This is a genomic window from Chryseobacterium sp. MYb328 (assembly GCF_037572595.1).
Taxonomy (GTDB): Bacteria; Bacteroidota; Bacteroidia; order Flavobacteriales; family Weeksellaceae; genus Chryseobacterium; species Chryseobacterium pennae.
This window is the reverse complement of sequence record NZ_JBBGZQ010000002.1, coordinates 208,764-222,291: the sequence shown is the minus strand read 5'-3', so window position 1 is coordinate 222,291 and position 13,528 is coordinate 208,764. Positions and strand designations below refer to the sequence as shown.

The following is a 13,528-nucleotide window of genomic DNA, read 5'->3' as shown; positions in this document are numbered from 1 at the left end:
ATACAAATCTGCTATATTGATCAAAGTGTATTGCTCAGCTCGTTGGCAAATGTAAAAACAGCAGGCAGCCCACCTGTATGCCAGAATAAAACATTAGACTGTGCCGGCAGTTTTTTATTTTTCAAAAAATCCAGCATTCCGTAGAATGCTCTTCCAGTATAAACGGGATCTAAAAGAATTCCCTCATTTTTGGCAAGCTCATCAATAGCATATCTTTCATTAGCTGTTAACACACCATACCCTGCACTGTCATAATCCCTGTTGAGAATGATTTCTGATGAGTCAGTCTTTTTGCTGATATTAAGTTTTGATGTTAATTCCTGAACGATTCCAAAAACAACCTCTTCCAGAGAAACTCCATTGGTTTCGTCTTTATCTATACTGATTGGGATCAGTTCTGCATTCAGATCATAAAGAGCTTTTCCGGCAGTAAGCCCGGCCTGCATTCCGCCAGAACTTGAAGCAAAAAAAATATAGTCTATTGTCATAGCTTTTTCGGCAAGCTGCTGTTTCAGTTCCTCCACGGCATGTACAAATCCTAATGCACCTATGGAATTTGAGCCACCATAGGGAATGATAAAGCATTTATTTCCCTGGCGTTCCAGTTTTTCTTTTAAAAGCTTTATGTCTTCTCCTTTCCTGTTTTTACCGGTAAAATGTATGGCTGCTCCAAGCAATGAAGACAGCAGCAGATTTCCATCATAGGTATCAGGCTGGTCACCGCCCAGAAGCAGATGACATTGCAGTCCCATTTTAGCACAGGCTGCCGCTGTCTGCCTGCAATGGTTGGATTGCTGTGCTCCCGCAGTGATTACGGTATCACAGCCTTCCTCCAATGCCTGTTGTATTAAGAACTCTAATTTTCTGGTTTTATTTCCACCTGAAGCCAATCCGGTGTTATCATCTCTTTTTATATAAATACCGTAATCAGGATACAACTTTGACAGGGTTTCCAGCTTTTGAAATGGTGTTGGAAAAAAGCCTAAATCTATCTTATTTTTATTCATATTTTTTTGGTGTTTTTAATATATGATTTCTTTTTATCCTTTACTTTATCTGTAAATGTAACCAATCCGATACTTCTTTCAAAACAGTTGGTGAATAAGTCTGCTCAATACGTTGGTATTCCTGAGGTGCTCCCGTATCAGATTCCTGAAACAAATGGTTGAGTCCCGGTAATTCTTTTATTGTTACATGTTTGTTTTTAGCCTTTTCTAATGCTTTCTTTATGGCCTTTAGATTCTCCTTTGGGGTGATCTGCAGATCTTTTTCACCGTTAAGGGCTAAAACCGGAATTTTCACTTTCTTCAATGTGGACACAGGATTATATTTGATAAAATACTGCATCCATGGAGTCGCATAGGTATCAATCTGTAAGTTGATGAATTCATCATCCTTCGTATCATCAGCTCTTTTAAGATCCGGATTTTCAGTTAATATTTTTTTTAAGCTGCTTCTGAGGTTTTTTTTTAACTGCCCTATATCAGAGGATTTCTTAACAAGATTAAATATTTTTCTATTGACTATCTCTGTCCCCTTTATTTCTTCTTCGTTGGTTCCGGATGCTTCTGCAATCAGTCTTTGCTGGATTAAAAGTATTTCGTCTCCCGGAATTCCTGGGCCTCCAAGCATTACAATAAACGCAACATCTCTTGATTTTACAGCCACCTGAGGAGCAAGCAGACCTCCTTCACTATGTCCTATCAACCCGATTTTTGCAGGATTGATTTCCTTTCTTGTTTTTAAATAAGCAACTGCACTTTCCACATCAGTTGCTAAATCTACAGAGGTCGCCCTTTTGAAATCTCCTTGAGACAGAGCTGTTCCCCTGTCATCATACCGAAGAACAGCAAATCCGTTTTTGGTAAGATAATCCGACAATACAAGAAAAGGTTTATGCCCTGCCAGCTCTTCATTCCTGTTCTGAGGTCCACTCCCACTTATTAAAATAACTGCTGGGAAAACTCCTTCCCTGCTGGGAAGCGTTAAAGTTCCGGCCAGATGTATGTCGGCCTGTTTATTTTTAAAAGTAATATCTTCTGAATAATAAGAATAGGGTTTCAGAGGCTCCTGGGGTCTGTTGAGTTGAATATCCTGTGCAAAAGCTGAAGTTGAAACTAGCAAAATTGCTATCAGCGATAGAATGATTTTCTTCATTTTGTTAAATTGTTTGATTAAAAAGTACTCAATGAAATGAATAACTATTTGTAGGAAATCAAGTATAATATCTTTTCTTCCCTACAAATGTGACTGGATTTATGAAACTTACAGGCTGTATCCTATTTCCAATCCGAAAGACTGGCGCTTTAAGGCAGAAATACTGCTCATAGATCCTATTCCGTATTGTGATATATAGGAAGCACTGATCTGAAAGTGTCCGAAATCATAGCCAAACATAGCAGCAGCTCCATAATTAAGCTGTTTCAATGCTGATTTACCTTCTGCATCCTTGCTGTACATATCCATATCATCCATTTTAGCACTTATTCCATATCCCAGATAAGGTCCAATCCCGAAAAACAATTTACCTGTTCCCAGCTTATACTGAAAAATACCATAAACAGGAAGTTCCAGATCATAGGATTCTAATTTGGATGTCTCGGCAGTGAACTTATTTTCCATTTCAGAATTTCTGTAATGCAGCATCAGATCAGACTGAAGGGCAAACCAGCTGCCAAAATCATACTTGAGAAATCCTCCCACAGAACCTCCGAGTTCCGGCGAGCTTTTTGAATACTGACTCTCTGAATCATATTTATAAAAGGTTGAATTGACTCCGCCTTTAAGTCCTAAAGACATTTTTTCCTGGGCCTTTACTGAAGCTGTACCCATAAGAAGTGTTCCCGTAGCAAAAATTGATAAAATTGCCTGCTTTTTCATTGTGAAAAAAAATTTTGATGAATAAACTGAAATTATTGTGATGCAAAATTGCAGGTTGGAAACACTTATATGAAGACTTTTCCGATCAACTTCAGAATCAACATGATGAAATGTGTTATTCAGTGAATCAAAATTTCACAAAAGAATATGTATTGCATAAGCATTATGCTTATGAATAAAAAGCAGTAAACCACTGTTAATCCAAAAACGTAAGTTTTACGATAAATTCCGTATCTGTTTTTATGACTTCAATGGTTTTATTGTACAGGCTATATTGTTTTTGCAGGTTTTTCAGTCCTACTCCACCACGGTCAGCTGTAGTTCTCAGCTGAAGATTATTGGAAACTGTAATTCTGTCCTCAGTTATTTCAATGTGGATCGTCAAAGGGCTACCAGCCGTCGTAATATTATGTTTTACAGCATTTTCTACCAACAACTGCAAACTTACAGGGATTACTTTACGGTTCAGTTCAGCTTTATTGACCACTTCCACACGTAAATTGTTTCCAAACCGAATCTGTTCTAAAAATATATATGAATCCAGAAAGGCCAACTCTTCCTGAAGGGTAACCAATGGTCTTTCATTGGTCAGTAATAAATAACGGTACACCCCTGACATTTTTTTTGCAAATAGATTCGCTTTTTCTGCATCTTCGTAGGCCAAAGACGACAAAACATTCAGGCTGTTAAATAAAAAATGAGGATTGATCTGGGCTTTCAAAGTATCATACTGATATTGTATTTTTTCTTTTTCCATGATGGCAATTTTGTTTTCAGCATCCATTTGTTGCTGATTGTAAAAAAAGATTTCAATTAACAATACCACAATACTGTTCCAGAGAAGAATAAAAATCCCGGATTTAATAATGTCCGGGCTGTTCTTAAATGCAGATATCCCTAAAAGTGAAAGATTGACCAGAAAAATTACAAATACAGAAAACAATGAGGAAATAAACAGATCCAGTGCAACATGCAGATATATATTTCTTATTTTTAAATACTTATAAATAATATTAATAATAAGAAAATCCATCAATGCAATCCCTACAAAAGGAAGTAAATTGATGACAAAGAAATCCCAAAAGTTCCTTTCCTTCCCGGTCAGTATCTGAAACATATAGTAGAAGCAAACCAGCAGGATTGTCACGATCAGCACAAAGGCAATACTATGCTTTTTATCTATTTTTTTCATCATTTTCAATGCTTTCCGTCTACCCATTTAAGAAAATCCGGCACCCGCTCACGACTGACTAAAACTTCATGCGGGCAATCCGGCTGGAATACAAGTTTCAACCGGCTGTTGAAATATTTGGAGATTTTTTTAATAGACGTAATATTGGCTACACAATTTCGTGAAACCCGGAAAAATGTTTTTTTGTCTAACTGGGTTTCAAGTTGGTTTAAGGTATAATCAATAACCAGTTTCCGGTCGGAAAATGTATGTAGGAAGACTACTTTTTCCTCACTGTAAAAAAAGGCAATATCATTGCTCTCTATATGGCTATAGCTATCACCGATCTGAATAAGAAAACGACTTTTTTTGTATTGTCCCAATAATGCCGCTTCTATTTTTTTATAATCAAAAGTCTGTTCTTTTTCAATGTTCCGGCGTTGCAGTTTTTTCAATGCGGCCAATAAATCGGCTTCTTCAACCGGCTTCAAAAGGTAATCTATGCTGTTTAATTTGAAGGCCCTGATAGCATACTCATCATAAGCGGTAGTAAAAATAATCGGTACTGAAACCTCCAGCTGTTCGAAGATTTCAAAGCAGATTCCATCCGCCAGACGAATATCCATCAGAATAAAATCCACCTGATTATCTTTGAGAAAATGAACGGTATCTACTACGGATTCTGTCCTGGCAGTCAGTGTATAATCGGGGCACAGCCTTACCATCATACGTTGTAATTCCAGGTATGCAAAATGTTCATCTTCTACGATCAGATATTTCATATTCTACATCATTTATTGTAAAAATACGGATTGTTGGCTTCAGAAAATCAAAATACAGATTAAGTTTAGAATTAAGGGGATGAAATGTAGAATAACCATAAGCAAGTGTGATATGGTTTTCGTTAATTATTATTGATTTTCTTTATAAAAAAGCTTCCGGATGACAAAGGAGTTTAAAAAGTTCTATGGTTTCGTGTTTTATTTACCAGATTCTGCTGTCAATGGTAAAAGAATTATGCAGTATGAGGTTTTTTATTGTATCTAAATTTTCTTCTGTTATATTTTTTCTAAATGTATCACTAACATCTCCTACAATATATTCATAGTCTATAAGCTGAGATATTTTTAAGATAAGCTCTTTCTGTTTTACAGCACCTTCAAACATAACATCATTTCCTGCAAAGGAAATCAGAAAACCATAAATATGTTCATCATCCCATGTTAAATAACTGATTCCTAATCCAAGTTCGAAATCAGGATGCCTATATGAAAGAAAGCCTAATCCCTTCCATGAACAAAGCAAATCTATTACATACTCATCAGCCACTGGTTCATCCAGCTCAATATATTCTTTTTCTTCTTCAGTTTGAGTGTCATGAAAAATGACAACCACAGACCTATGCCTTCCTAATAAAACATCTATGGATTTTAATTTTTCATTAAAGTCCATTATAAATAATTTAGGATCTTTTTTTTCTTTTAACAGGACTAATGTTTCATCAAAACTGCTCATTTTTCACTTCTTTTTTATCCTCTACAATCACTACACAAAGAAAATAACTTTAGCTGTTACCATTGTGCAGGTCAAATTATTTCCTGATCGATAATCTTCATGATTTCCTTTGCTCCGGCTTCATCTATATATACTGTCTGGTATTGACCGTCATTAATTGTTTTGCTGTTTTTTTCTGCAGGCACCGGTCATTCATTCAGTTTAAAAAAGAAATACACTACCGCCGCCCATTCTTTTTTAATGCCTTTAGCATAGCCAATAGTACTGCGGCTACTGTTTTCTACTGTTCCATCATCTTTAATATAACCAAGTGTTGAACGGCTGCTGTTTTCTACTGTCCCGTCTTTTTTAACATAGCCTATAGTGGAACGGCTGCTGTTTTCTATAGTTCCGTCACTTTTGATATAACCGATTGTTGAACGGTTTTTATTCTCAATAGTTCCGTCACTTTTAATATATCCAACTGTGGAACGGCTGCTGTTTTCAATGGTACCGTCACTTTTGATATAACCTGTTGTACTGCGGCTTCCTGATTCAATGGTTTGTGCACTTGCCATGGAAAGGCTAAACAGAAGAGAACAGATGAATATTATTTTTTTCATGGTTTAAAATTTTAATTGGTTATTAATTATAGATCACTTGACCGATCAGAAGTTTATACTATCAACCTGATTCTATAAAGTAGTAAAGGTACGAAAGATCAAAAACAAATATCAAACAGTTTGCTATTTCTTGTTTAAAATCCCTCATTCTCCCAAGTCAGAAGCTTCGGATTAGAAAACGTAAATTTCATTACCAAAAAATACAGTATTTGAAATTTGTTTTTTTGATTACAATATTTAATTATATTTGAAACAAATCATTCTCCATCATAAGCCTCGTTTGGTGGAAAATGAGAAAACTAATGTATCTGATTTTTAACCTCATCCATGAATAAAAGAAAACTATTAGAGAAAAAAGAATGGGAATATTATGTTTTTGAGGAAAACAACACCATTGAATTATCTGTCCCAATCCCCAATCCAATCCCCGGATTTGATATTACCCATACCCTGAATGAGCCTGAGAGGGAAAAATATCTACATACCGGTATCAAAGCTCTTGAAGAAAGAATACAGGATATGAAAGTCAATTTTTCAAATTATAAGATGAATTCATGGAGATAATACGGTATCATTTACAGCAAAGCCATTCTCAAAAATCATAAGACTTTGAACAATGAAGGAAATGTTCACTTTCTAAAAAAATAAACTGATGTATAAGCTCACAGACCATGTTGATATAGAAATTATTACCGGCCAGCAATTATCTGCCATTCCCAGAATGCTAATCTATGATGTGGAAATTGTACTGACAACCGCTAACAGTATTAAGGAAATGGATCATGAAATATTAACTACTTATGGAAGCGATAAAGGCTGGCTGTTTACAGAAAACAATGATACATTCAGATTTGATACCAGTGATCATTTGCTAACCTCTATTTACTTCGATTACAGCGAACAGAAAAAAGAACCTGATCATAAGCTGGATCTGATCATGAATGCAAAAAAGATAGTGGGCATTCCTAAACTGGTACAACCATCATCATTCGATCTGGAACCTTTTGAGTATAGGTATTGTGTACCCTTGAGCAACATCCTGTTAGGATATGGAGATATTTTTTTAAAGAGTCAAAATCAATGTACTGAGCTACAAATAACGGAAAATATTTCTTTACTGTTTAATGAGAATCATTTGTATTGTGCGTGGCTTATGAAGCATCCGGAACAATTTTTAGTGAATAAGATAGCACCTATTGAAAAATACCCGGTTACCCCTCTTTTAAAGAAAAGTTTTTGGGATGTTTTTCAATTTATAAATCAGGAAAAAATAAGTCTCATGGAAGAAGAAGACATTCCTACATTTCATGAATTATTATCTCTATACAAAAACATTCACAGTACCTCTGAAAATAATAACGGAATGAAAACCTTAGCAGAAAAACTATTTGATTTTGCAGATAATTTCTACTCTCAGGAACAAATGAAGTTCTTTCACTGACATTTCAAAAGTAATTTGAACCCAGCCGATAATATAAATGGAAGATATATACGCATACAAAGATGAATATAACAATGACTGTCAATTTCTCAGGGGAAAGTATTATAAATACGTATCTGACTTAATTACAGATTTTTTTGAAGAGCCATTACCCGATAATGATTTTCATACCCGTTTTCTGAATGTATTAAATACTCTTGAAGATTACGATGATGTCTATTATATAACAAGCGAAATGCCTTTTTACTGGGCAATCTGCATCATCGAAAACAGAAGGACCCCTAATCATTTAATAAAAAATAAAACCAATGAAGATTATAAAAAATGGCATGCTAAGTACCGTACAGTAAATGATTTTGTTACATTTATTATAGAAGGAATACATGAGGAAACCTATATTTTCAATGATAATGAAGGTGGTAAAAGTCTGTTTTTAAGAGGAAAATATTATGAATTTATTTGCAATCTGGTTACAGATTTTTTAGGAAAGCCTCTTGAGAACAATTGGATTAACAATATGCTTATCTCCCATCTAAATGCTTTACCAGCCAGTGGACAGTATAAAAATATTAATCAGTTTATAGATACTCCTCCTTATTGTTGGGCAATGTCAATCATAGAAAATAAAGAAACAACAAATGTTTTAAATCCTGAACAATTAAAAGTATATACAAAGTTTCTTGAAGAGTTTTATAAAAATAATGAAATCAGTTCTTTTGTTATTCCACAGCATTCATAAAAGAATTTTAACATAGAAATACAGCATATGATTGATTTTGAAATAGAAAATAAGCTCATTACCTCAGATGAATTACATGAATTTGAAATTAAAACCGGGATATCTTTACCTCAGGATTATAAAAAACATATGTTGAAATATAATGGAGGATCTCCACTGAGCTATGATCTTTATTTTGGAGAGCCTGATGATGGTATACTCCTGTCCGGTTTCAAATCTATTAAATATGGGACTTCTCTTGTTGAGCAAAAAGACTATTTACCTCCGAAATATCTTAGCATCGGTTATACAGAAACGGGTTATTTAGCAATGTCGCTGGATGAAAAAGAATATGGGAATATCTTTATTTATTACTCAGAAGCAGAATTAACATTATTGGCTCCTTCTTTTACAGAATTTTTAGAAGGCCTGGTTGATTATCCTAATCTATTTTTATAAGTAATACCAGATGCTTCAGGATGTAAAATAAATGCAGGCAGGTAAAAATATTTAAAATGAAAGCAAAAAAGATAATGTATGCCCCATCGGCAGTTGATCAGTTTACATACAAATTCAATACAGAAAATAATACCAATATTGAACATACTCATGAAATACTGGATGGCTCTCCTTTCGTAACCATAGACTTTAAAGATACTCCGTTTCAATTAATCTTTGAATACACTTTTGAACTGGGGAGAATCCAGAGTCAATTAGCAATAAAAGACGAAGATTTTTTACCATTAGACTCATACCCTTTTCCTCCTGATGATGGCAAACAGATCGCCAACTTTCATCATACCAAACAAAAATTATTTGACGGAGAGGAAGAAAAAGCTTTACAGAAAGTTTTTGATATTGATTATAAAAAAACCAGCATAAAAGATTTTTATAACAACCCATTAAGAGCATTAAAAAAAGAAATAGATGAGGAGAGTTTTGACAAGGTAATTGAAGAAAGCAAATTTACGTTCATTAACAACTATAATGAAACGTATCTATCTGAAGAAGGATTAGAAGTTTATTATCTGATAAGAAATGAATTGATCTACCTGTTTTCCTATGGGGAATATCAGCCGGGAAGATATATGCTTTTTTTAGAAGGACTTTGGCATTACGAACCATGGGATAAAGAGGAATAAAAAAATCGTTACAAAAAATTAAATTTCAAACTATAAAAACTATGTATGGAGGAGCGAAAAGTTATCCGGATTTTGACCTGTTTATGAACCTGGAAAGTGATAAAAAATACAGATTATAAGCGGATATTTTATATTTATCATATTAGACGAATTTATAGAAGACTACAATCCCGGTAATAAAGAAATATATTTACTTAAAAATATAGAAAACATCAGCATCAATTATGATACTGTTATATCTGAAGATCAGTCGATGTTGGTTGCAGAGTAATTATTATAATACAGAAAATGGAAAACAGATTCAATTTGTACAGTACAATCAAAAATAAAAATGATTACCCATCTGGTAATTTACCTGATTTTAATGAGACAGAAATCAAAGATCTGATCATTAATGACCTTAATCTGGATAACCTAATCTCTGTAAAGTCTAAATACAGCTTTGTTGAATTTAATAATATACTGCTTTATGCAGCCTATTTTGTTCAAACCTCATTTCAGGATTGCATCTTTCAAAAAGTTGATTTTACAAAATCTAACTTAAATGAAACTTCCTTTACATCCTGTGTCTTTATATCCTGCTCTTTTGCCCGTGCAGAAATCATTGGTGCACACGTCATCAACTGTACATTTAAGGAATGTAATTTTAATAGTATCATTTTTAGTGAAAATACCATCAGTAATACTCAGTTTGAAATCACAGACCAATCATATGCTGTAATTAATGATAATACTGAGACAGATGTAACCTGGGTATTTGAATAAAATGCGGAATACTGCACTCAACGAAACATTTCAAACTTTTAAATACGATAGTTTTAAATAGTAAACCATGAAAAACTACAGAAAAGAATTCAACTATATAATATACTATTCAGATAGTACCAACGAACAGGATGATCTGTATTTTTATACTGAAAGTTTTGGGCAGGATAAAATGAATGGTATCTTCAAATTAACTTTAGGCCTTCATTTTCCAGAAATTCTGTTCTTACCTAAAATAGAAAACATACATGAATCATGGCCTCCTTATGTAGATTATCGTATAATGCAATCAGCCCAAGACGTATATTTAGGTCTGCTTTATGAACAATCTTATATTGTTCTGCCAGATAAACAATGGGCAGGAACGGTGAAAATAATAGAAAAGGAAGTTAAAAACGTTAGAACTCAATCTGATTCAGATGCTCAATTTACTTATAAAAGCACCCTCTTTTTTATTACTGAAGAAGAATATGAAATCTACCGACAAGAAGCCGAAAAAATACATGAATTAAATGATTTAGAAGAATATAGAGAGTATGAAACGATCAGTAAAACCCGTACTGAAGATTTGGAAAAATACATGAAGGTGCCTGGGTTTATAAAAGAAAAAATACTCCCTTATTTTGATGATCGTGACTTATATGAGATTAGTAGAAAAAGAGACGAAGAAGGGAATATTATTTTTACTCAGACTATAGGCAATAAATAATATCATTATTCGTGAAAACATTGGCAAGAGAATCTGCTCATCTGCTCTCCGAAGTCTCCTGACTTCGGAGTCATTTAAAAAATTATTTTATGTATTGGCTCAAAGTCAAGAGACTTTGCCCAGCAGTTATTAAAAGAAACAACCTTGTAAAGAAAATTAGAAAGTTGAACAGTTATCAATTTAATGATATGAAAAGTATAGAACAAAGACTGGATGAAAATTATATTCCAGGCTGCATCAAACACAAAGATGAATATCAATTCTATCTCATGCCTATTGCATGGTGGATATTAAATTATGCAGAATACAGCCCCTCTATATTACAGGATATTTCCCGTCAAAATTTCAGAAATGGAGCATTCAATATAACCGATGATAAGATAGATCAGTTTTTCAAATCTATTTCTGAAGATCAGATTTCAATACCAGAAGTAAAAAGCATGATTGAAAATTTCACAGAAGAATATTCTGCAATTACATTTTTTATAGATTTTGATAAAAAAATATTCATCAGTGCATTTGACTACATCGAAACAGAAACATATTTACCTGATGAAACATGGAATGGAAGATATGGAAATCCAACTGATTATATTCCTAAGAGTATAGTAGATCAAATCAGCTGATTCCAGACTCATATCAGTAAAACCTCTCTGCTTTCTGAAGTCGGGAGACTTTGCAGTGAATGATCTTGATCCATCAATGACATTTATATTCTTCTATAAGATCAAAAATCTCCTTTTCAGATTTCCATCATGGTTTGTCATGGTCTTGTTTTAATAATGCACTACCCAATCAGCCTAAGCTCTATAGGTATTTTTTTTCCTGATCAAAATCGGCAGGTTTTAAAACAACCTGTTTTATTTCATGCGTATGATGGAAAAGCAAAATATAATTTTCACTTTATACAAGCTCTTTCTATAAAGTTTTTATCCTTATTTCCTTTTTATATCATAAATTTATTTAACATTACAAAAAAGACCCATGAAAAACTCAAAATCAATTATAGCAGCAGCTTTGATGCTGTTTTCTACAATGAGTGTTACTGCACAAAAAAAGATACAGAAACAGCTGCTGCCAGCCTGATAAAAATAGCAAGTATACCATTGATCCTAGAACAGGAGCCCCTATTCCAGAGGAAAATAATCAATAACTCCTTAATTTAAAAATATGATTTGCGCAATACACTATTTTAGCCATAATAAATATGAATTACCTAAATTAAAATTATTATTCAATATTGAGGATTTAAATAATTCTATTTTTGATGAAGTTTTTAATATCCTTACTCCACAGCAGCAGGAACAGTATATCGCTTTTAAAGCCTCTGAACAAGCCATAACGTATAGAAAAGAACGGAGTTTGAAACTCCCTTATGTAGACTTCAACAATTTACCGGAAGTCTTTGATGACAAATTATTAAAAAAGATTATTCTCTATCAAGAAGATGGTGAAGTAGGCGGAGCCATATATGATCTACTCTCAGAAGACCATAAAGGACAGGTTGCACAATATAATGCAGATCCAAGACCCCATTTTATGGGTAATGTGGGGGAACCGGATACTGTCACAAGCTACATCATAAAATATGGGGTAAATCCCTATACCAGAAAACCGGAAACCATTGAAAGCTTTCATCAGAAGTATACCATTGATCCTAAAACAGGAGATCCTATTCCAAAAGAAAGCAATCAATAATCCCACTCGTAAATTGATAAAAGATGATAAAAAAAGTTGAAATACCCCGACAAAAATTATTTGATGGTGATGAAGAAAAATGTTTAAAAGAAGTTTTTCAAATTAAAAATCAAATCATCACTTTAACTGATTTCTACAATAATCCGCTAAGGGCATTACAAAAATCAATAGATGACGAAACCTTTTTTGCCGTTATTAAAGAAGGTAACTTCAACCTGATCAACAGTTTTAATGAAAAGTACCTATCTGAAGAGGGACTGGAAATTAGTTTTTTTTACAACAATGGGGCGATATTCCTGTTCTCCTATGGAGAATATCAGCCGGGAAGATACATCCTGTATTTAGAAGGAGTCTGGTATCATCAGACATTAGAATACAAATGAATAAGAAGGATTACCTAAAAAATGAGAGAATCCTGCATAAAAATATGTCACATGCCGATATATATCAATAGTCAGAAAGTGAATTCCCATCAGATCGTTTACGATGAGTTTTATTACGAAAAATATGCTGAAGGTAAAGAAACGGATCAGTTTATGATCAGTATTGAATTGAATGATTTTAATGAAAAAATGCAGCCAAAATATGAAGCATTACTGCATGAACTGATAGAAGACGATCTTCTTACAGGTGAAAATTTTGCACTGGAATTATTTAAAACTCTTACCGTATATCCTTCCTATGAAAATATTTTGGATGATATTACAATCAGTATGAAAGAAAAAATGGGCTTTCTTAATACTTTCTTTATATCACAAATCTTTAATGAATATTTGGGGAAGGTAAATAATACTGAAAGCAAGCGATGGGTCATAAGAGAGGTACTGTATTTCAATAAAAATGATGATCACCTTATCATCAAAGGTAATGTACAGAAAGTATATTGA

18 protein-coding genes are annotated in these 13,528 nt (G+C 33.5%); 11 read left to right on the top strand and 7 right to left on the bottom strand.

Translation table 11 applies throughout. From position 1 onward, the window contains the following. Positions 1 to 20 precede the first annotated feature (20 nt). The 7 genes from WH267_RS03050 to WH267_RS03020 all read right to left on the bottom strand — a co-directional run bounded on the left by WH267_RS03050 (position 21) and on the right by WH267_RS03020 (position 6,168). A complete protein-coding gene (locus WH267_RS03050; protein ID WP_340005561.1) occupies positions 21 to 1,007 on the bottom strand; it encodes a D-cysteine desulfhydrase family protein in 987 nt (328 codons plus the stop codon). A 40-nt stretch (positions 1,008 to 1,047) separates the two neighbouring features. Further along, positions 1,048 to 2,157 carry an alpha/beta hydrolase family protein gene (locus WH267_RS03045; RefSeq protein ID WP_340005559.1) on the bottom strand — a complete coding sequence of 370 codons (1,110 nt, stop codon included), beginning with the start codon at positions 2,155 to 2,157 and terminating at the stop codon, positions 1,048 to 1,050. Between the two features lie 108 nt (positions 2,158 to 2,265). Further along, positions 2,266 to 2,880 carry a porin family protein gene (locus WH267_RS03040; RefSeq protein WP_340005557.1) on the bottom strand — a complete coding sequence of 205 codons (615 nt, stop codon included), beginning with the start codon at positions 2,878 to 2,880 and terminating at the stop codon, positions 2,266 to 2,268. A gap of 196 nt (positions 2,881 to 3,076) precedes the next feature. After that, a complete protein-coding gene (locus WH267_RS03035) occupies positions 3,077 to 4,075 on the bottom strand; it encodes a sensor histidine kinase (protein WP_340005555.1) in 999 nt (332 codons plus the stop codon). 2 nt (positions 4,076 to 4,077) lie between these two features. Then, on the bottom strand, positions 4,078 to 4,833 hold the full coding sequence (locus WH267_RS03030; RefSeq protein WP_340005553.1) for a LytR/AlgR family response regulator transcription factor: 756 nt from the start codon (positions 4,831 to 4,833) through the stop codon (positions 4,078 to 4,080). Positions 4,834 to 5,035: 202 nt separating this feature from the next. After that, complete coding sequence (locus WH267_RS03025; protein ID WP_340005551.1) at positions 5,036 to 5,566, bottom strand: hypothetical protein; 531 nt, start codon at positions 5,564 to 5,566, stop codon at positions 5,036 to 5,038. 188 nt (positions 5,567 to 5,754) lie between these two features. Then, positions 5,755 to 6,168: a 5-fold beta-flower protein gene (locus tag WH267_RS03020; protein ID WP_123318524.1), complete on the bottom strand. Its 414-nt coding sequence runs from the start codon at positions 6,166 to 6,168 to the stop codon at positions 5,755 to 5,757. A 327-nt stretch (positions 6,169 to 6,495) separates the two neighbouring features. Between WH267_RS03020 and WH267_RS03015 the strand changes: the two genes are divergently transcribed. From WH267_RS03015 to WH267_RS02965, 11 genes are all read left to right on the top strand, one after another. Beyond that, complete coding sequence (locus tag WH267_RS03015) at positions 6,496 to 6,732, top strand: hypothetical protein (protein ID WP_340005549.1); 237 nt, start codon at positions 6,496 to 6,498, stop codon at positions 6,730 to 6,732. A gap of 88 nt (positions 6,733 to 6,820) precedes the next feature. Continuing rightward, complete coding sequence (locus WH267_RS03010) at positions 6,821 to 7,609, top strand: hypothetical protein (RefSeq protein WP_340005547.1); 789 nt, start codon at positions 6,821 to 6,823, stop codon at positions 7,607 to 7,609. A 37-nt stretch (positions 7,610 to 7,646) separates the two neighbouring features. Then, positions 7,647 to 8,348, top strand: coding sequence for a hypothetical protein (locus WH267_RS03005; protein WP_340005546.1), 702 nt, complete (start codon positions 7,647 to 7,649; stop codon positions 8,346 to 8,348). 27 nt (positions 8,349 to 8,375) lie between these two features. Then, entirely contained in the window at positions 8,376 to 8,786 is a 411-nt protein-coding gene (locus WH267_RS03000; protein WP_340005544.1) for an SMI1/KNR4 family protein, read from the top strand. A 56-nt stretch (positions 8,787 to 8,842) separates the two neighbouring features. After that, complete coding sequence (locus WH267_RS02995; RefSeq protein WP_340005542.1) at positions 8,843 to 9,469, top strand: hypothetical protein; 627 nt, start codon at positions 8,843 to 8,845, stop codon at positions 9,467 to 9,469. Positions 9,470 to 9,757: 288 nt separating this feature from the next. Further along, complete coding sequence (locus tag WH267_RS02990; protein WP_340005540.1) at positions 9,758 to 10,234, top strand: pentapeptide repeat-containing protein; 477 nt, start codon at positions 9,758 to 9,760, stop codon at positions 10,232 to 10,234. Positions 10,235 to 10,301: 67 nt separating this feature from the next. Beyond that, entirely contained in the window at positions 10,302 to 10,943 is a 642-nt protein-coding gene (locus WH267_RS02985) for a hypothetical protein (RefSeq protein WP_340005539.1), read from the top strand. Between the two features lie 188 nt (positions 10,944 to 11,131). Further along, positions 11,132 to 11,569: a hypothetical protein gene (locus WH267_RS02980; RefSeq protein WP_340005538.1), complete on the top strand. Its 438-nt coding sequence runs from the start codon at positions 11,132 to 11,134 to the stop codon at positions 11,567 to 11,569. A 544-nt stretch (positions 11,570 to 12,113) separates the two neighbouring features. Further along, positions 12,114 to 12,641, top strand: coding sequence for a hypothetical protein (locus WH267_RS02975; protein WP_340005537.1), 528 nt, complete (start codon positions 12,114 to 12,116; stop codon positions 12,639 to 12,641). A gap of 23 nt (positions 12,642 to 12,664) precedes the next feature. Then, positions 12,665 to 13,024: a hypothetical protein gene (locus WH267_RS02970; protein ID WP_340005535.1), complete on the top strand. Its 360-nt coding sequence runs from the start codon at positions 12,665 to 12,667 to the stop codon at positions 13,022 to 13,024. Between the two features lie 51 nt (positions 13,025 to 13,075). Then, positions 13,076 to 13,528, top strand: coding sequence for a hypothetical protein (locus WH267_RS02965; protein WP_340005533.1), 453 nt, complete (start codon positions 13,076 to 13,078; stop codon positions 13,526 to 13,528).

Excerpts from the sequence above, each read along its gene's own strand:
- WH267_RS03050 (WP_340005561.1), bottom strand. The coding sequence starts at position 1,007 with ATGAATAAAAATAAGATAGATTTAGGCTTTTTTCCAACACCATTTCAA.
- WH267_RS03045 (WP_340005559.1), bottom strand. The coding sequence starts at position 2,157 with ATGAAGAAAATCATTCTATCGCTGATAGCAATTTTGCTAGTTTCAACT.
- WH267_RS03040 (WP_340005557.1), bottom strand. The coding sequence starts at position 2,880 with ATGAAAAAGCAGGCAATTTTATCAATTTTTGCTACGGGAACACTTCTT.
- WH267_RS03035 (WP_340005555.1), bottom strand. The coding sequence starts at position 4,075 with ATGATGAAAAAAATAGATAAAAAGCATAGTATTGCCTTTGTGCTGATC.
- WH267_RS03030 (WP_340005553.1), bottom strand. The coding sequence starts at position 4,833 with ATGAAATATCTGATCGTAGAAGATGAACATTTTGCATACCTGGAATTA.
- WH267_RS03025 (WP_340005551.1), bottom strand. The coding sequence starts at position 5,566 with ATGAGCAGTTTTGATGAAACATTAGTCCTGTTAAAAGAAAAAAAAGAT.
- WH267_RS03020 (WP_123318524.1), bottom strand. The coding sequence starts at position 6,168 with ATGAAAAAAATAATATTCATCTGTTCTCTTCTGTTTAGCCTTTCCATG.
- WH267_RS03015 (WP_340005549.1), top strand. The coding sequence starts at position 6,496 with ATGAATAAAAGAAAACTATTAGAGAAAAAAGAATGGGAATATTATGTT.
- WH267_RS03010 (WP_340005547.1), top strand. The coding sequence starts at position 6,821 with ATGTATAAGCTCACAGACCATGTTGATATAGAAATTATTACCGGCCAG.
- WH267_RS03005 (WP_340005546.1), top strand. The coding sequence starts at position 7,647 with ATGGAAGATATATACGCATACAAAGATGAATATAACAATGACTGTCAA.
- WH267_RS03000 (WP_340005544.1), top strand. The coding sequence starts at position 8,376 with ATGATTGATTTTGAAATAGAAAATAAGCTCATTACCTCAGATGAATTA.
- WH267_RS02995 (WP_340005542.1), top strand. The coding sequence starts at position 8,843 with ATGAAAGCAAAAAAGATAATGTATGCCCCATCGGCAGTTGATCAGTTT.
- WH267_RS02990 (WP_340005540.1), top strand. The coding sequence starts at position 9,758 with ATGGAAAACAGATTCAATTTGTACAGTACAATCAAAAATAAAAATGAT.
- WH267_RS02985 (WP_340005539.1), top strand. The coding sequence starts at position 10,302 with ATGAAAAACTACAGAAAAGAATTCAACTATATAATATACTATTCAGAT.
- WH267_RS02980 (WP_340005538.1), top strand. The coding sequence starts at position 11,132 with ATGAAAAGTATAGAACAAAGACTGGATGAAAATTATATTCCAGGCTGC.
- WH267_RS02975 (WP_340005537.1), top strand. The coding sequence starts at position 12,114 with ATGATTTGCGCAATACACTATTTTAGCCATAATAAATATGAATTACCT.
- WH267_RS02970 (WP_340005535.1), top strand. The coding sequence starts at position 12,665 with ATGATAAAAAAAGTTGAAATACCCCGACAAAAATTATTTGATGGTGAT.
- WH267_RS02965 (WP_340005533.1), top strand. The coding sequence starts at position 13,076 with ATGCCGATATATATCAATAGTCAGAAAGTGAATTCCCATCAGATCGTT.